At 68.7% G+C, this 18569-nt stretch carries 10 protein-coding genes; 7 read left to right on the forward strand and 3 right to left on the reverse strand.

Annotated elements, in window-relative coordinates; all coding sequences use genetic code 11:
* The 4 genes from ACT3SZ_RS08885 to ACT3SZ_RS08900 are packed head-to-tail and all read left to right on the forward strand — an operon-like array spanning window position 1 to window position 10234.
* The gene (locus tag ACT3SZ_RS08885) at window positions 1-3342 is read left to right on the forward strand and encodes a UvrD-helicase domain-containing protein (RefSeq protein WP_444618187.1); all 3342 of its coding nucleotides are present in this window, start codon (window positions 1-3) and stop codon (window positions 3340-3342) included.
* Window positions 3343-6972, forward strand: a complete 3630-nt coding sequence (locus tag ACT3SZ_RS08890) for a UvrD-helicase domain-containing protein (protein ID WP_444618188.1) — start codon at window positions 3343-3345, stop codon at window positions 6970-6972.
* Entirely contained in the window at window positions 6969-8042 is a 1074-nt protein-coding gene (locus ACT3SZ_RS08895) for a potassium channel family protein (RefSeq protein ID WP_441579228.1), read from the forward strand. Before ACT3SZ_RS08890 ends, ACT3SZ_RS08895 begins: the two co-directional genes overlap by 4 nt.
* A gap of 38 nt (window positions 8043-8080) precedes the next feature.
* Complete coding sequence (locus tag ACT3SZ_RS08900) at window positions 8081-10234, forward strand: ATP-dependent DNA helicase UvrD2 (protein ID WP_444618189.1); 2154 nt, start codon at window positions 8081-8083, stop codon at window positions 10232-10234.
* Here the strand turns inward: ACT3SZ_RS08900 and ACT3SZ_RS08905 are convergent.
* A complete protein-coding gene (locus ACT3SZ_RS08905; protein WP_444618190.1) occupies window positions 10215-11087 on the reverse strand; it encodes a TOMM precursor leader peptide-binding protein in 873 nt (290 codons plus the stop codon). The two genes, ACT3SZ_RS08900 and ACT3SZ_RS08905, sit on opposite strands and share 20 nt — an antisense overlap.
* Window positions 11088-11186: 99 nt before the next feature.
* On the opposite strand from ACT3SZ_RS08905, the gene ACT3SZ_RS08910 reads away from it, so the two are divergent.
* Complete coding sequence (locus ACT3SZ_RS08910) at window positions 11187-11771, forward strand: M48 metallopeptidase family protein (RefSeq protein WP_301442289.1); 585 nt, start codon at window positions 11187-11189, stop codon at window positions 11769-11771.
* A 1-nt stretch (window position 11772) separates the two neighbouring features.
* Here ACT3SZ_RS08910 and ACT3SZ_RS08915 read toward each other — a convergent pair whose 3' ends face one another.
* Complete coding sequence (locus ACT3SZ_RS08915) at window positions 11773-13278, reverse strand: zinc-dependent metalloprotease (protein WP_444618191.1); 1506 nt, start codon at window positions 13276-13278, stop codon at window positions 11773-11775.
* 209 nt (window positions 13279-13487) lie between these two features.
* Between ACT3SZ_RS08915 and ACT3SZ_RS08920 the strand changes: the two genes are divergently transcribed.
* Window positions 13488-14594 (forward strand): YlbL family protein, encoded by a 1107-nt coding sequence (locus ACT3SZ_RS08920; RefSeq protein ID WP_444618348.1) that lies wholly within the window; start codon window positions 13488-13490, stop codon window positions 14592-14594.
* A gap of 6 nt (window positions 14595-14600) precedes the next feature.
* On the opposite strand, the gene ACT3SZ_RS08925 is transcribed toward ACT3SZ_RS08920, so the two are convergent.
* Window positions 14601-15167, reverse strand: coding sequence for a PPA1309 family protein (locus ACT3SZ_RS08925; RefSeq protein ID WP_444618192.1), 567 nt, complete (start codon window positions 15165-15167; stop codon window positions 14601-14603).
* Between the two features lie 161 nt (window positions 15168-15328).
* Here ACT3SZ_RS08925 and ACT3SZ_RS08930 point away from each other — a divergent pair, with 161 nt between their 5' ends.
* Window positions 15329-18412, forward strand: coding sequence for a UPF0182 family protein (locus tag ACT3SZ_RS08930; protein WP_444618193.1), 3084 nt, complete (start codon window positions 15329-15331; stop codon window positions 18410-18412).
* The last annotated feature ends 157 nt before the right edge of the window (window positions 18413-18569 follow it).

The following is an 18569-nucleotide window of genomic DNA, read 5'->3' on the forward strand; positions in this document are numbered from 1 at the left end:
ATGGGGGACGCTACCGGCACGCGTTCGCGCTCGGAAGCCAGGGAGGACGCCGAGCTGCGGCGTCGCATCGGTTCGGCGGGCACCGTCGACGTCCGGCTCGAGACCGGTACAGCGACCGGTACGGGTCCGGACGCCGGTGCGTCACGGGAGTGGGACGGCCTGGCCGCCGCGCTCGTCGCCGGCGATGACCGGCTGGACACGACCCTGCCGTATGCGGTGCTGGGTGGTCCCGGCACGGGCAAGAGTTCGCTGCTGGTGGACACCGTGGTGCATTTCCTCGACGCCGGTGGCAGCGCCGAGGACGTGATGGTGCTGACCCCGTCGAAGGAGGCGGCCGGTGCGCTGCGTGACCAGATCACTGAGGCACTGCGCACCCGCGATTCTTATGCCACGACCGGCACGATGGTGCGCTCGGTGCACTCCTGGGCTTTCGCCTATCTGCGCGCCGTCGCCCAGGAGAGTGGTGATGGCGACGGCACGACCGCACAGCCGCGCCTGATGACCGGTGCGGAGCACGACCTGCAGATCAGGACGTTGCTGCGCGGTCACGCCGAGGACGGTGCTGGCAGGTGGCCGGCGGATGTGCGCCCGGCGCTGCCGTTGGTCGGTTTCGCCCGGCAGTTACGCGACCTGTTGCTGCGCGCCGCCGAGCGTGGGGTGGACGCCCGCTCCTTGCGTGAGCTCGGCGAGGCCCACCACGAGCCGATGTGGACGGCGGCCGGTGACTTCCTGCACGAGTACGGGCAGATCCAGGCCCTGTCGGCGACGAATAACCTCAACGCCTCCGAGTTGCTGCACACCACGCTCGCGCAGCTCGACGCTCATCCTGATGTGCTTGATCGCCACCGTGACCGGGTGCGCCTGGTCCTTGTCGATGATGCGCATAATCTCGACCCGGCGTCCGGGCAGTTCATCTCCCGGTTCATGACCCCGGGCACCCGGTGCCTGGTTGCCGGCGACCCGGACCAGTGCGTCTTTCACTTCCGCGGGGCCGACGAGCGCTTCCTCACCGGGGTCGCCGCCGATGAGGACCACCGGGTGGTGCTGTCGCGATCGCACCGTCTTCCCGGCGACCTGGTGGCGGCGGTGAACCAGTTGGAGACACGGCTTCCGGCGCAACCGACGCGCGTGGCGCTGCGGCAGGGCAGGGAGCAGTCGGACGCACCGGATGCACCGTCCGCCCTGGCGGTGCGGCGCTCCCCGTCGCGGACGGCGGATACGCTCACCGTCACCGACGAGGTTCGCCGCGCCCACGTCCTCGACGACGTCGCCTGGGACGACATTGCCGTGATCGTGCGTTCGACGGCGGATATCCCGGCACTGCGTCGGGCGATGCTGTCGCATGGTGTGCCGGTGAAGGTCGACCCCACCAGCGTGGTGCTGGCCGACCAGCCGCTGGTGCGCGTGATCCTGCTGGCGTTGGACGCCCTAGTGCGCCCGCTGACCGGGGTGGAGATGCAGCAGCTCGTGGAGAGCCCCATCGGTGGGGCGGACCCGGTGATGCTGCGCCGCGTGGAGCGCGCGGTCGCCCCGCTGCTGGCCGGCACGGGCCTGCGCGCGATGGACGCGGTCACCGCAATGGTCTCCGGGCAGGCCAGCGCGGAGCAGCGTGAGCACTGGACGAGCCGTTTCGGCCCCCGTGAGCACCAGGTGATCGACCGGGTCGCCGCCGTCATCGCCGCCGGACGTGCCGCCCTGGAGGTGCGTGCCACGACCTCGCCGGTGGAGCAGGTGCTGTGGGCGGTGTGGCAGGCCGCCGATCTGTCGAACTCCCTGCAGGTCCAGGCGCTGCGTGGCGGCACCTTGGGTTCTCAGGCCGATCGTGACCTCGACGCGGTGATGAGCCTGTTCGACCTCGCCGGCGATGTGGTGGAGCGTAACCCGGCGGCCACGCTGGAGACCTTCCTTGAGGACGTGCGTTCCCAGGAGCTGCCGACCGGTGGGCGTGACCGGCGCGGGGTGCGTCCGGACGCCGTGGAGATCCTGCCGGCGCACGCCGCGGCGGGTCGCCAGTGGTCGGTGGTCGTGGTCGCCGGGGTGCAGGAGGACAGTTGGCCGGCCGGGCCCACCGTGGGTGGACTGTTCGGCCAGCAGGAACTCGTGGACCTCGTGGACCGCGGTATCGCACCCAACGTGCCGGTGTCGCGGGCGGCCGCGGCCCTGGCGGAGGAGCGCCGGCTGTTCCTGCTGGCGGTGTCGCGTGCCAGCCGACGCACCCTGGTCACCGCCGTGGACTCCGCGGGCGATGATACGGCCGTGGCGTCCCGCTTCCTCGACGACATTGCAGAGATCGCCGGGAGCGCAGGTACCGAGGTTTCTGCTGACGTCTCCGACGCACCGCAGGATGCCCCGCAGGACGCTCCGGTCGCCGCACTGCCGCGCGTCCTGGCGCTGGAACCGCTGGTCGCCGAACTTCGCGATGCCGTGTGCGACGCCCGTCGCGCCGGGCACGAACGCGATGCCGCCGCACACAACCTCGCCCGCCTCGCCGAGGCCGGCGTGCACGGGGCGGACCCGGATCAGTGGTGGGGCGTGGCCGAACCGTCCACCACCGGCCCGGCGGTGGTCACCCGGGGTGAGGCGGCGCCGACGGTGCGCATCAGCCCCACCACCCTGGACACCCTCGACGAGGGCTGCGACACCGTGGCCTTCCTGCGCGGGCTCACCGGGGGAGCGTCCACGGAGCCGATGAAGGTCGGCGTGCTCATCCACGCCGTCGCCGAGGGCTTCGCCAACGGCCTGGACCACGCTGACGCCCGCGACATCGTCACCGACGCCGTGCCCTATTTGGTGGACGGGCCGGAGTGGACCGCGGCACCCTTGCTGGAGAGCTGCCTCAACGCCGTGGATCGGTTGCACACCTGGATCCTGGAGCGCGACGGCCTGGGCCGCAGCGTGTCCGTGGAGCGAAAGCTCGAGCGTCCTATCGGGGAGACCGCTGCCGGGGTACCGGTCGTCCTGGCCGGACGCACCGACCGCATCGAGACCGACGCCGAGGGGCGCACCACCGTGGTCGATTTCAAGACCGGCCGGACGGCGAAGACGAAGAAGGAGGCCGCGGAGAGCCGGCAGCTCGCCGCTTACCAGCTGCTGGTCGACGGGGAGCCGGGGCTCACGCCGGACGGCGCGATGCTGGTCTACCCGCGGCGGGAGGCGGCGAAGGTCACCGTCCTGCAGCAGGCGGCGATGGGTGCGGCCGAACTCGAGGAGTTCCGCGCCCTGGCGCTCGACGCCGCAGCCCGGGTGACCGGGCCGTTGTTCGAGGCCACCTCGCAGGACTGCGAGACATCCGAGTACGCGTGTCTGTGTCCGGCGTGCCGGGCCGGGGAGCAGGTGACCTAAATGAAGGAAACAGTAATCGCGCCGAATGAGCTCTCGGAGATGCTGGGCCAGCAGTTCGGCCCGACCCCGCAGCAGGCCGCTGTCATCGGTGCCGAGCCTGGTCCCACCCTCGTCGTCGCCGGTGCGGGGGCAGGCAAGACCGAGACGATGGCTGCCCGCGTCGTCTGGCTTGTGGCCAATGGTTTTGTCGCCCCCGAGCAGGTCCTGGGGCTGACCTTCACCCGCAAGGCCGCCCGCGAACTCGGCCAGCGCATCCGCGCCAGGCTGCAGACCCTCGCCGACTCCGGGTTCCTCGACTCCCTGCCCGCCGACGACCCGCGGCACGAGGCGCTGCACAACATCATCCCCACGGTCTCGACCTACGATGCCTACGCGGGCTCGGTGGTGCGCGAGTACGGGCTGCTGTTGCCGATGGAACCGGCCGGGCGGATCATCTCCGACACCGAACGCTGGATGATCGCCCGCGACGTGGTCAGCGACTGGCCGAGCGGTTTCACGACCTCGCGTTCGTTGCCGTCGATCATCGACGACATGCTCGATTTGTCCGACGAGATGGACAACCACCTCGTCGATGTCGACCGGGTCGATGAGGAGTGCCGCGTCACCGCCGCGGAGATCGACGGGCTGCCCGACCGCGACGGCAAACAGCTCAAGGGCGTCGACGCCGCGATGGACGCCTTCAACGACGCCCTGACCTACCGGCGCGAACTGCTGCACCTGGTCACCGCCTACCGCGACACCTTGAGCGGGCGCAATCTCATGACCTTCGGCCAGCAGATGTCGAAAGCCGCCCAACTGGTGGACAACCATGCCCGGGTCGGTGAGTCACAGCGCCGCCGCTTCCGCGTGGTGATGCTCGACGAGTACCAGGACACCGGCCACGCCCAGCGCATCCTGCTGCGCAACCTCTTCGGCGACGGCACCGACCCCGACCTCACCGTCACCGCCGTCGGCGACCCCATGCAGTCGATCTACGGTTTCCGTGGCGCCACCGCCGCCAACCTCGCCCACTTCCGCACCGACTTCCCGGGCGCAGATGGCCCGGCACCGAAACTGGAGCTGACGACCTCCTGGCGTAACCCCGCCCGCGTGCTCGACCTGGCGAATACGGTGTCACGCTGGTCGATGAACACCGATACACCGATGGTTTCCCCGCTGACGGCCCGCCCCGGGGCGGGAAGCGGTGAGGTGCACCTCGGCTGGTTCGACACCCGCGAACAGGAACTCGAGTGGCTGGCAGACGACCTCGCCGGGCGCTATCACTCGCATGTCGAAGCACAAGCCGGGACACAAGCAGGACGCTCCCCGCAGCGTCCCCGTCCGTTCTCTGCGGCGGTGCTGCTGCGCAAGAACGCCGACGCCCGCCCCATCCACGACCTGTTGCGCGCCCGCGGCGTGCCGGTCGACATGACCGCCGGGCCAGGATTGCTGGACGTCCCCGAGGTCGCCGACGTCTTCGCCACCCTGCGCGTTCTCGTCGACCCCGCCGACGACATTGCTCTGCTCCGGCTGGTCACCGGGGTGCGCTGGAATATAGGTGCGGCCGACCTGCTCGCCCTCGCACGCCGCGTGGACCAGCTGTCGCGCCGCGACGCGAAGGCCGCGGCGTCCGACGGTGCCGACGAGACAGACGGTACCGAGGAGACCGAGGACTCCGGCCCCACCGGGCTCACCGCCCTGGTCGCCGACCATGAGGGCGACCCGGCGGCACTGGCCACGGTGCGCCGACGGCTCGCCGAGATCGATGTCGACGCTAACCGGGTATCCGTCGGTCTGGCCGAGGCCCTGGCGGATCTGCGCGGCATGGAGAACTATGGCATGTCCGCCGACGGTGTGCGCCGCCTCGGGGAACTCGGCCGGGAATTGCGCTTCCTGCGCCGGCACTCCATGTCCAAGCCACTGACCGACCTCGTCGCCGATATTGAGAACATGACCGGGGTGCGCACCGAGGTCCTCACCCGCTACCACCGCAATCCCGACCGTTCGATCGGCACCAGTCACCTGGACAAGTTCGCCGAGGTCGTGCGCTCCTTCTCCGAACTCAGCGCGTCCAGCCCCGGTGCCCTGGTGGACTACCTGCGCTCCGCCTCTGCCAGGGAGAAGGGCCTGGACCCCGGTGAGGTCGAGGTGCGCACCGACTGCGTGCAGCTGCTCACCGTGCACAAGGCCAAGGGCCTGGAATGGGAGATCGTGGCGGTGCCCCACGCCACGCGCAAGACCTACGCCGACGCGGTGAAACGCCCCGGCGTGTCGTCCTGGACGACCAATGCGCGCCTGCTGCCGTCCGGCCTGCGCGGCGACGCCGCGGAACCCGCCTCCGTCCGGCAGGGAGGTGCCGCCGATGCGTCCGGCGCGCCTGTCCTGGACCTCAGCGATGTCGAGGACCGCAAGGGTGTGGTCGAGGCGCAGGACCGGTTCAAGGTCGAACTCGGCGAACACGGCGCTCAGGAGGACGATCGGCTGTTCTACGTCGCCGTCACCCGCAGTGAGCAGGTGCTGCTCGTCAGCGGCGCGGCGTTCAACAATGCCGACAAGAAACCCGTGGACCCCTCCGTGGCGCTGACCCTGCTGCGCGACCGCGTTGGCGCCGATGGTGCGTCGGACCCCACGTCGATCGTCATGTGGTCACAGCTGGGAATGGAGTACTCCAAGACCGAGCTCGCGCGCCTGGAGAAAGGCCCGCACCACCGCGAGGACCAGGTGATGGTGCCGGAGAACCCGGCGGCGCGCAATGATCTGATCGCCGAGTACCAGCGCGTCCTGCCCGAAGCGCCGACGGCGGTGTGGCCGCGGCCCACCCTCACCGACCCCTCGCAGGACGGCGCGGCGGCGGTTCTCGACGGCATCCGACGCGTGCGTGCGGCGGAAGAGGCGACTGGGGCGGGGCCGTCCCCCGACAAGGGCACGCTCGCCGACCAGTGGGACCAGGAGACCGGCGTGCTGATTGACGAGTACCTCGCCGCCGCCGTCCCGGAGGTCGTCGTGCCGCTGGGCGCGCGGCTCACCGCCACCGAGGCGGTGTCCCTGTCCCGTGACCGCGCCGAGTTCGCCCGGCGGCGTCGGCGTCCGGTGCCGATGGAACCGCGGCCTTACACCAAACGCGGCACCGCCTTCCACAACTGGGTGGAACGCCACTACGGTTCCGCCAGCCTCATCGACGAGGATGAACTGCCCGGTGCCGCGGACGCCACGCTGACCGACCCTGCTCTGGAGCACCTCAAACAGCGTTTCCTCGACAGCCAGTGGGCCGATCGGATGCCGGAGAGCGTGGAGGGGGCGTACTCGGTCACGCTGGCCGGGCACGTCTTTGAGGGGCGCATCGACGCGGTCTTCAGGGATGGCCCGAACGACACAGACGGCTGGGTGGTCGTCGACTGGAAAACCGGGCGCAAACCCGGCGGCGCCGAACTCGCCTCCGCCGAGCTGCAGCTCGCGGTGTACCGTCTGGCCTGGGCAAAGGTGCAGACCGCGCGGTTGGGGCGCCACGTCGGCCCGGAGTCGGTGCGCGCGGCGTTCCACTACGTGCTGTCCAACGAGACCTATGAACCGGGTACACTGCCGACATCAGCTGAACTGGCTGCGCTGATCGGCCGGCAGTCCGGCCACGAGACGGAAGGGGACGGGCAGTGAGGGACCGACTCAGGGACCGCTTCCGTACCGACTCGGATATCGACGCGCTCCCGCCCCGTTCGTTGATCAAGATCGTCAACATCCCGGCCAGTGCGCCGGTGAGCCCGTGGTGGCTGATCAGCCGGCGCATGCTCTACGCCCTGGCGTTGATCTTCTTCTCCTCGGCGGTGGTTTACGTCGATCGCGACGGCTACACCGGTGTGGTCACGTTCCTGGACGCGGTCTACTATTCGGCCGTGTCGCTGTCCACCACCGGTTACGGTGACATCACCCCGGTCACCCAGTCCGCCCGGCTGGTCAACATCCTGGTCATCACGCCCATGCGGGTGATCTTCCTGATCCTGCTGGTCGGCACCACGCTCTCGGTGCTCACCGAGGAGTCCCGCAAGACCCTGCAGATCCGTCGATGGAGAAGGCACATGCGCAACCACACCGTCGTCATCGGCTACGGCACCAAGGGGCGCGCGGCGACGACCGCCCTGCTCGCCGACGGCGTCCCGTCCTCCCAGATCGTGGTCGTCGACTCCGATCCCGAAGCGCTCACCCACGCGTCCTCGCGTGGGTTGGTCACCGTGCGTGGGCAGGCGACCAGGTCGGACGTCCTGAAACTCGCCGGGGTCACCCGCGCCCGCGCGGTCGTCGTCGCCCCGAATCAGGACGATACGGCCGTCCTGATCACCCTGTCGGTGCGTGAGATCGCCGCCTCGGCGACGATCGTGGCGTCCGTCCGCGAGTCGGAGAACTCCCACCTGCTGCGTCAGTCCGGTGCGGACTCGGTGGTGGTCTCCTCGGAGACCGCGGGTCGGATGCTCGGGCTGGCCACGGTGAGCCCCTCGGTGACCGGCATGATGGAGGATCTGCTCAGCCCGGACGAGGGCTTCTCCGTCGCCGAACGTGCGGTGGGGGAGGACGAGGTCGGTGGCAACCCACGTAACCTCGAGGACATCGTGCTCGGGGTGGTGCGCTCCGGCGTGCTCTACCGCGTGGACTCCTCCGAGGCGGAGACCGTGGAACCCGGCGACCGCCTGCTCTACATCCGCCGGATCACCGGCGGGACGGACGACAACTGACGTGAACACCCATCCCCGACGGAGGCGAATCTAGACCCGTGTCAGGACGACTCGACCAGCTGAACCTGGACGCACTCGACCCCGAGCAGCTCCGGGCGGCCACCGCGCCGCGCGGCCCGGTGAGCATCATCGCCGGTGCCGGCACCGGTAAGACCAGGACGATCACCCACCGCATCGCCCATCTGGTGTCCGGCGGGTTCGTGAACCCCGATCACGTGCTGGCGGTGACCTTCACCAATCGGGCGGCCGCGGAACTGCGTGAACGCCTCACGATGATGGGGGTGGCGCGGGTGCAGGCCCGCACCTTCCACGCCGCGGCGATGCAGCAGCTGCGCTACTTCTGGCCGAAGGTCATGGGCGACACCCCCTGGGAACTGCTCGACTCCAAGTTCCCGCTGGTCGCCCGCGTGACCCGCGCGGTGGGGCTGGAACCTGACCGCACCCTGCTGGCCGACCTGCTCGGCGAGATCGAGTGGGCGAAGGCCTCGCTCATCTCGCCCACGGCGTACCCGGCGCACATCGGGCCGGACAGGCGGGACTGCCCGGTGGATCCGGAGAAGTTCGTGAAGATCTTCGAGGGCTACGAGCAGGCCAAGGCCTCCCCGGAGCGGGTGCTGCTCGACTTCGACGACCTGTTGCAGTCCATGGCCGGCCTGCTGGAGTCCGAGGTGGGCATCGCCGACGAGTTCCGCGAACGCTACCGCACCTTCGTCGTTGACGAGTATCAGGACGTGACGCCGCTGCAGCAGCGTCTGCTGGACGCCTGGCTCGGCGACCGCGATGACCTCACCGTGGTCGGCGACGCCAATCAGACGATCTACTCCTTCAACGGTGCGACGCCGGACCACCTGCTGCGGTTCTCCACGAGGTTCCCCTCGTCCACCACCGTGCGTCTGCACCGTGACTACCGCTCGACCCCGCAGGTTGTGGACCTGGCCAACCGGGTCATCGGGCAGGCGAAGGGGCGGGCCGCAGGCACGCGGCTGACCCTGGAGGGCCAGCGTCCGGATGGTCCGGACCCGGAGTTCTCCGAGTTCCCCGACGAGACCGTGGAGGCCACGGAGGTGGCCAGGCGTATCGGTGATCTGCTGGCACACGGTGTTCCGGCCGCGGAGATCGCGGTGCTCTACCGCATCAACGCCCAGTCAGCCGCCTTTGAGTACGCCTTGGATCAGGCGGGCATCGCTTACCAAGTTAAGGGGGGCGACGGCTTCTTCCAGCGCGCCGAGATCCGTCAGGCGGTGCAGGCCCTGGGACAGGCGGCCCGGCAGGTGCAGGCCCGTGCCCGGTCGGCAGGAGAGGACGCGACGCCCCGCGTCGACGAACCGCAGGGCAACCTCGTCGACCAGGTGCGCGCGGTGCTGCTGCCCGTCGGCCTGACCCCGTCCGAACCCGACGGTGCCCAGGAACGCCAGCGGTGGCAGTCGTTGAATGCCCTGGCCGACCTGGCTGCCGAACTGTCCACCACCACCCCGGGCCTCGACCTGCCGGCACTGATGGGGCTGCTCAAGGAGCGGGCCCAGGCGAAGAACCCGCCCCGATTGCAGGGCGTCACCCTCGCCAGCATCCATGCGGCGAAGGGCCTGGAGTGGGACGCGGTGTTCCTCGTCGGCCTGGTCGACGGCACCCTGCCGATCCGGCATGCGCTCAAGGGCGCGCACGCCGAGGACGCGGTGGAGGAGGAGCGCCGGCTGCTGTATGTCGGTGTCACCCGTGCCCGCGAGCACCTGCACCTGTCCTGGTCGCAGGCACGCCAGCCCGGTGGCAAGGCCACCCGCCGGCGCACCCGGTTCCTTGACGGCATGGTCCCCTGGGAGAAGGAACGCGCCGCGGCACAGGCCGCCCAGTCGGTGGGGCAGAAGAAGTCGGGTCAGAAGTCCAAGCCGAGTGATTCCTGCACCACCTGCGGCACCCGGTTGACCACCCCGGAGCAGCGCATCCTGGGTTTGTGCGACGCTCACGCTGGCGATGTCGACCAGGTGCTCGTCGCCGAGCTGCGCTCGTGGCGCAGCGCCACCGCCCGCTCGCGGGACGTCCCGGCCTACGTGGTGATGAGTGACGCGACGCTGCGTGCGGTCTGCCATCGCGCGCCGACGACACCCCAAGAGCTCGTGCAGGTGCCGGGCATCGGCCCGATGAAGGTCGAGCAGTTCGGCGAGGACGTCCTGGGGATCATCCGGAACTTCCGCTGAGCCCGGCCTGACAGGAGGGGCACCCCGGTACCTGCACGGGGTGCATCTCAGTGAGGTTCATGCTCACCGGATCGAGGAAACGCCGGGCGGCGAGCACAGCGGTAGGGTCACCGGTCGTGGCCGTGCCCAGGATGTCGCGCACAATACCGGCGAATACCGTGGCGGCGAGCCCGGTCAGCGACGACGCCGTTCGCCCCTCACCGACGGGTGCCTGGGCGCGGACGAGCCGCCATTCGGGATCCTCGGCCAGCATCTGGGTGTCGATGCAGGTCAGGCACGGAGTCTTTCCCGGTTGCACGAGTGGGCCGATCACCACCTGCCCATCCAGCACTCCGCAGGGCAGGTGCGGCACACCCTGTTCCATCAGCCGGAATGTCACGTCCTGGGGCGGGAAGAGTTGCCCGGCCAGGATCACCAGGGACCTGCCCGACAGGCGACCGAAGGCAGGTGCCCCAGGGGTGACGGCCGTCGCGGTGACACCGCAGCGCATCAGCTCCTGCAGCAGGGCACCGCTCATGCCGGTCGTCCCGGTGACATGCACGGTGGTGGCACCGGTCGAGGGGACAGGACGCAACAGCCCGGCGGTGCGCAGGTCGTCGAGGATGCCGTCGGCGTGCTCCGGGCTGAACCCGCAGTGACCGAGCCTCGTGGCCAGGTCGGATGCGTCCACCGGTCGTCTGGCCTCGCGCAGCACCAGCATCACCTGGTTCGCCGAGACCCCGTCCGGCACGGCCAGGACGAGGGAGTGCGACGGCACCGTCCCGAACTGGAGATGGCGCGGCGAACGCAGGATCAATGAGGTCGCGTCGCGCAGCATCACCACGCTGGCACCCCCGAGCACGGTCGACGTCATGTAAAATCCCCCTGACTGGCACACAAGCTCCCGACATGCACAGTGTAGCCCGCGTTCCCGCACTGTGCAGCGGGTCGACGACACCGCGAAAGGTGGACCATGGCAGGACGGCGACGGACCCCGACCAGGGCACAGCTCGAGGTCGTCGACGACTTCGCCCCGGATGTCGAGATCCGGCTGTCGGCTCGTCGGGAACGCACCATCGCCGGACGCATGGAGCGCGGCCGGGTGATCGTCCTGGCCCCCATGTCGATGGATGCGGCGAACCTGCGGCGCAGCACCAGCGACCTCGTCGACCGGGTGCGCCGACGCAACAGCGCCGCCGCCGGGCAGGCGTCCGATGATGATCTGCTGCTGCGCGCCGCCGAACTCAACGACAAGTACCTGGAGGGCAGGGCGGAGTTCCGCAGTGTGCGCTGGGTGGGCAATATGTCACGCCGGTGGGCGAGCTGTTCGGTGGACTCAGGCAGGATCCGGGTGTCTGACCGGCTCAAGGAAGTGCCCGGCTACGTCCTGGACTCGGTGATCATCCACGAACTGGTGCACACCTGGATCCCGGATCACGGCCCGGAGTTCCACGAGTGGGCAGCAAAAGCGCCCCAGGCCGAGCGGGCCGCCGGATACTTGGAGGCCTACGGGCGCTGGGGCGTGGGGAACACCGACGAGTCCGGGGACGTGGACTGACCTACTTGCCGGAGTCGTCCGAGTCGTCGGAGTCGCCGTCCTTCTCGTCAGACTCGCTCGGGCCGTCGAAGCCCTCGTTGAGCTCACGCTCGAGCTTCTCGATCTCGCCGATCGGGTCGAAGCCGTTGATGTCTTCCTGCGAGGCCAGGATGGAGTCGATGAAGCCGGCGGGGGAGTCCAGGTCGCTGTCGACCGGCAGGAAGTCCGGGTGGTTCCACACGTCGTCACGACGCTCGGTACCCACCGCCACGGTCAGACGACGCCACAGCTCAGCGGCCTCGGACGCCTTCGGAGCCGACAGGCTGATGCCCACCGTCTTCACCAGGGCCTCCATACCGGGCTGGTCGTTGTCGCGGTAGATGGACCACGCCGCGCCGATGCTCGAGGCCACGGGCAGACGCTCGCCCAGTGCCTCGCCGACGACCACGTCGACCCAGCCCTCGATGAGCGACAGGCTGGTCTCCAGGCGGACCCGCGCGTGGTCGGTGGAGGACACGATGGTGGGGGAGAGGTCGGAGTTCTGCAGCTGCGACATCATCTCCTGCAGCTTCTCCGGATCGCCCAGCATCTCCGGGTTGAACTCCTGGCTGGCCTCCTCCAGGGCGGAGTTGTCGAGGCTCAGGCCGGTGGCGAACTCCTCGACGTCGAGGATCACCCGCTCTACCAGCCACGGCACGTGCTGGAAGAGACGCAGGTGCGCGGCCTCGCGGGCGGCGAGGTAGATCAACGTCTCCCGACGCTCCGCACCGAGCTTCTTCGACAGGTCATCGAGCCGGTCGGTGGCGATGGCGGCCACGGAACCCTCGGCCAGCGGGATACCCCACTGGGTGGACATCGCGACGCTGCCGGCGAGTTCGCCGAGCGCGCGGCCCAGCTGCATACCGAAGTTCATTCCGTTGACCTGGTTGAAGATCCCGGCCATCGGCCCCATCTGCGCCCGGATTTCCTCGGGCATGCCCTGCATGGTGGCATCGCCCAACTTCTCGGCGAGCGGGTTGATGACCCGCTTCCAGCGAGGCAGGGTCTCGTCCAGCCACTGCGAACCGGTGAAGGAGACCGACCCGGTCGCGCCGGCGGGCAGGGTGGTGGACTCGTCCAACCACAGCTCGACCAGCCGGACGGACTCGGCAACGGCCTGACTGTCCTTCGACGAGGGCTGGCTCTTCGCAGCCGTGCCGGAGAGCTGCTGGCGGGCGATGCGCTCGGCGAGGGCGTAGTTGACCGGGCCCTGTGCGTCCGGCGAGTTCATGTCCTTGCCGAAGCCGCTCAGCATCGAACCGAACTGGCCGAGGATGTCGCCCAGTCCCGGCTGGCCGCCCTGACCCCCCTGGCCACCCTGGTTTCCGAAGAACATGCCGAAGGGGTTGGCCCCGAAGCCGAACGGGTCGTTACCCGAGTTCCCGGAGTTCCCGGAGTTGTTCGAGCCCCCGTTCTCGTTCTCCCGCCGCCGACGCTCGTCGTCCGACTCGTCGTCAGGGCCGTTGAATCCGAATCCGAAATTGCTCATGCCACGACACTACCCGCGCCCTGCAGCGGGACGCACCGCTCCGCGTGCGCTGACAGCGAACACCGTCCATGTCCGTCCGGGCCTGTAATGTGTCGTGGGTGAGTTCCCGTATCCCCCCTTACAACGACTCCAGCGACTCCGGCGACCCGAGCAGCCGTACCGACGGCACGACGTCCGGCACGTCCGGCGCAACCGCCGGCCGGCGGCGCGTGCGCACCGTCGTCGTCGGGCTGGTGCCCGTCGTCGCGCTGGTGGCGTTGCTCGCGGTGCCGACGATCCCCGGCACGGACGTCAACCTCACCGTGCCTTTCGCCGCCGAGGGGGAGGGGCCGACCTATGACACGCTCGGGGAGGTCAACGGCACCCCGGTCGTCGACATCACCGGGACGGACGCCGAGCTGGACGAAGACCTGTCAGACTCCGACGGGCAGCTGAACATGACGACCGTGGCGGTGCGCACCAAGCTCAGCCTCGCCGAGACGATGAAGCGCTGGCTGGCCAGCGATGACACGATCGTTCCGGTTGAGCAGGTCATCCCCTCGGATTCCACGCCGGAGGAGGTCGCGCGCCGCAATGCCGCGGCCTTCGCCGCCTCCGAGTCCAATGCCACGGTCGCGGCGATGGGCTACCTGGACCGGCCGCTGGAGACCACCGTCTACGAGATCGCCGACGACGCACCCGCCGCCGGCACGCTGCGGGAGAACGACGTCATCACCGCCGTCGGCGACACCGAGGTCACGTTGCCGGCAGACGTTGCCGCCGCCGTCGCCGAGCACGCGCCCGGCGACGACGTCGAGCTGACGGTGCAGCGCGGGCTGTCGGAAGTCACCGAGACCGTCACCCTCGGGGAGGTTCCCGAGGAACTGACGTCGGACGCCTCGGCCTCCGCGGCGGAGGACGCCGGCGAGTCCGACCGGGCGTACCTGGGGGTCACCATGGTTGCCCAGCCGGCCGGGGACCTGAAGGTTCGCTACAACCTCAAGGACATCGGCGGGCCGAGCGCCGGCCTGATGTTCTCCCTCGCCGTTGTCGATAAACTCTCGCCCGGTGAGCTCAGTGGCGGAAAGTTCGTCGCCGGCACGGGCACGATCTCCGCCGACGGCACGGTGGGGCCGATCGGCGGCATCACGCACAAGATCGCCGCCGCACAGCACGCCGGGGCCGAGGTCTTCCTCGTGCCGTCCGGCAATTGCAGTGAGGCGGCGGGGCGCTCCTACGACGGGGACATCGACCTGCTGTCGGTCGACACCCTCGACGGGGCGGTGGATGCCCTGGAGGCCTACAACAACGGTGGGGACGCGCCCACCTGCAACTGATTCAGATCAGTCCTCGAAGGTGAACCGCAGCATCGCGGTCACGCCGGGGGCGATCTCCGCGCCGTCCATCCCGCCGAGTAGTTCGACCTTGTCCTCGGCGAAAGGATCGTCGGCGAGATCGGCCTCGTCCGGGCGCAGCTGCAGCAGCGTGCGGTCCGGGCCACCGTCGACAACACCGGTGAAGATTCTCGCCTGACGCGGCACGGCCTCCGGATCCGCCGAGTTGCGGAACATGATCTCCTGAGCCAGCACCGCACCGACCACGACCTCGGGCCAGCGCACGGTCGCGACGTACTCGCCGAGCTCATTGGAGCCGGGCTGGATGTGGTCCGGCAGGTCGTCCTGCACGATCAGGGAGAGGGGGGACGCAGCGGCGCCGGTGCCGTCTGGGCCGCCGGCACCGTCCTCCCCGGAGTCGTCGCCGGCGGCGATGACGTCCTGCACGAGTTCGGTGGGGACCAGCGCGAATAGCGTCGCCGGACGGTCCCAGCCCTCGGCGTGGACGAAATCGACGGCCTCGCGGAGGGCGGCGTTGAGCGGACGGATGTCGCTCGTGTGGTTACTGGCGTTCATCTAGGTGGACCTCACGGTGACGGCGGACGGGTGCGGACAGTAGTCTAGACCCAGACAGTTTTGTCGTCGGAATCCGACAGCCCGAGCCGCCGGTGCTTCAACCGCCGGACTCAGGGGGTCGGTCCGACTCTCATGACCGACAGCAGGAGAGAACTGAACCCTTGAGCATCCCGGAGATTCCAAAACCAGGACGCAGATCGAAGATCCTCGGCGTGGTCGCCGTGGTGATCGCTCTGCTCTTTTTCCTAGTCCCGGTCATCGTCTCGAACTACACCGAATTGCAGTGGTTCCGGTCGATCGACTTCCAGGCTATATTCCTCAGCGTCCTCGTCACCCGGGTGATCTTGTTCATCGTGTTCGGGCTCGTGGCCGCCGCCATCGTCTGGGGTGCGTGCTTTGCCGCCTTCCGGGCGGCACCGAAGGAATCCGACTTCCCGGACGTGTCCCAGATCGGCCTCGGCGGTGACGACTCCCCGCTGACGATCAACCGTGCGGAGATCCGCCGGGCAATCCGGCCGTTCCTCATCATCGTCCCGCTGATCGCAGGCGTGGTGACGGGCATGATCGCCCAGGGCAACTGGCGCACCGTGCGGCTGTTCCTCTCCGGCGGTGACTTCGGCGTCCAGGACCCGCAGTTCCAGATGGACCTCGGGTTCTACGCCTTCACCCTGCCGTTGCTGACCTTCGTGCTGGGCACGCTCTCGGTGCTGGTCATCGTGGCGTTCCTGGTGAACCTGCTGGCGCACTACCTCCTCGGCACCATCAGCACCGGCAACCCGCGGGTGGGGGAGAAGGCGCGCATCGGGGCTCCGGCCCGCCGCCAGCTGGCGATCATCGCCGGTATCTGGATGCTGCTCAAGGCCGTGGACTACTGGTTCCAGCGCTACGCCCTGCTGAACAACCAGCACGACACCTTCACCGGTGGTTCCTACACCGACATCAACGCGATCCTGCCGGCGAAGATTCTGCTGCTGGTCGTGTCCCTGTTCGTCGCCGCGATGTTCTTCAGCTCGATCGTGCTGAAGGACCTGCGCATCCCGGCACTGGCCGTGGCCCTGATGGTCGTCGCCAACCTGGCGATTGGCGTGGGCTGGCCGGCGGTCATGGAGCAGTTCTCCGTGAACCCGAACCGTGCCGAGAAGGAGCGGGAGTACATCGCCCGCAACATCGAGTCGACGCGTCAGGCCTACGGCATCGAGACCGCCACCGACAGTGCCCGCGAAGGCTACGAGAATCCGGACGGCCAGGTGACCTACGAGCGCAACTGGGGTGGCCAGACCTCCGGCGACGCCAGCGAGCGCCGCTCCATCGCCGATGACGACGCCACGCTGTCCAACATCCGCCTGCTGGACCCGGACGTGCTCGCACCGACGTTCACCCAGCAGCAGCAGCTGCGTAACTTCTACGGCTTCCCCGACGAGCTCTCCGTCGACCGTTATGACGTGGACGGCGATATGCGCGACTTCGTCGTCGCCGCCCGCGAGATCGACCCGAACGCCCTGTCCGGCAACCAGACGGACTGGATCAACCAGCACACCGTCTACACCCACGGCAACGGCTTCATCGCCGCGCCGGCGAATACTGTCGACGAGGTCGCGCAGGACGCCGCGTCCGCCCGTGGTGGTTACCCGATCTACACGGTCTCCGACCTGCAGAACCTGGAAGCCGACAGCCAGGGTGGCGAGCTCGAGCTCAATATGGAGCAGCCGCGCATCTACTACGGCCCGGTCATCGCCGGCACGAATGAGGCGAACGCTGACTACGCCATCGTCGGCGACGACGGCTCCGGCACCCCGCGCGAGTACGACACCGACAACACCGAGTACACCTACTCCGGTGACGGCGGCGTGGGCGTGTCGAATATCTTCTCCCGTGCGATGTACGCCGCGAAGTTCCAGGAGATGAACATCCTCCTGTCGGACGTCATTGGCGACGACTCGAAGATCCTCTACGACCGTGACCCGCGCGAGCGCGTGCACAAGGTCGCCCCGTGGCTGACCACCGACTCCAAGACCTACCCGGTGGTCATCGACGGCCGGATCAAGTGGATCGTGGACGGTTACACCACGCTGGAGAACCTGCCCTACTCTGAGCGCACCGAGCTGGATTCCGCCACGGAGGACACCCTCACTGAGGATCCGGCATCGCAGCAGCGCGCGGTCTCCAATGAGGTCAGCTACATCCGCAATTCCGTCAAGGCCGTCGTCGACGGCTACGACGGTTCCGTGGACCTCTACGAGTTCGACGAGGAGGACCCGGTCCTCAAGGCGTGGGAGGGTGTCTTCCCGGACGTCGTGAAGGACAAGGACGAGATCAGCGATGAGCTGATGGAGCACCTGCGTTACCCGGAGGACCTGTTCAAGGTCCAGCGTGAACTGATCGCCAAGTACCACGTGGATGACCCGGGAACCTTCTTCACCAACGACGCCTTCTGGTCCGTCCCCGGTGACCCGACGGCACCCGAGGGTGGCCAGGAGCTCAACCAGCCGCCGTACCACGTGGTGGCTACCGACCCCGAGACGAACCGGCCCAGCTTCCAGCTGATCACCCCGTTCCGTGGTCTGCGTCGTGAGTTCCTCGCCGCGCACATGACCGTCAGCTCCGACCCGGAGACCTACGGTCGCATCTACGTCCGACAGCTGCCGACGAATACCCAGACACAGGGTCCGAAGCAGGCGCAGGACACGATGATGTCCTCCGACGAGATTGCCCGTGAGCGCACCCTGCTGGAGGGTACGAACACCCTGACCAACGGCAACCTGCTGACGCTGCCGGTCGGTGACGGACAGATCCTCTACGTCGAGCCGGTGTACTCGCAGCGTGCCGACCAGGAGTCCGCATTCCCCAAGCTGCTGCGCGTGCTGGTGAGTTACAACGGTTCGGTCGGTTACGCCCCGACTGTCGCCGAGGCTCTCGAGCAGGTCGGCATCGACCCGGACGCGGTCACCGAGATCGCCGAGTCCGGCGGTGACGCCGCCGACGAGAACGCCGCGGCCGCCGGTGGGGACGATTCGGACGCCGACTCCGACTCGGACAGCACCTCGACCTCGAGTTCCTCGCCGTCCTCTTCGGCGGCGGAGACTCCGGACAGTGGGTCGACCAGCGGCAATGAGCCGTCGGAGTCCGAGCTCTCGGCGATCCGTGAGGCCATGGACAACGTCAACGACGCCCGCGAGAACGGCACCTTCGAGGAGTTCGGCCGGGCACTGGACGCACTGGACGCCGCAGTGAGCGCCGCCCAGTAGTTCCTACCGGTCCTTCCGTCGAAAGACCATGAGATGAGCAGCGCACCGGGAAACCCCCGGTGCGCTGCTCTTTTGCCTGCCGGCGGCGCGCGATTTCACATTCGTACGGCAGTGCGTTACGCTATGGGAGTCGCCGACACGGAGAACAACTTCTCCG

The sequence above is a fragment of the Corynebacterium sp. AOP40-9SA-29 genome (genome assembly GCF_052377405.1).
Lineage (GTDB): Bacteria > Actinomycetota > Actinomycetes > Mycobacteriales > Mycobacteriaceae > Corynebacterium.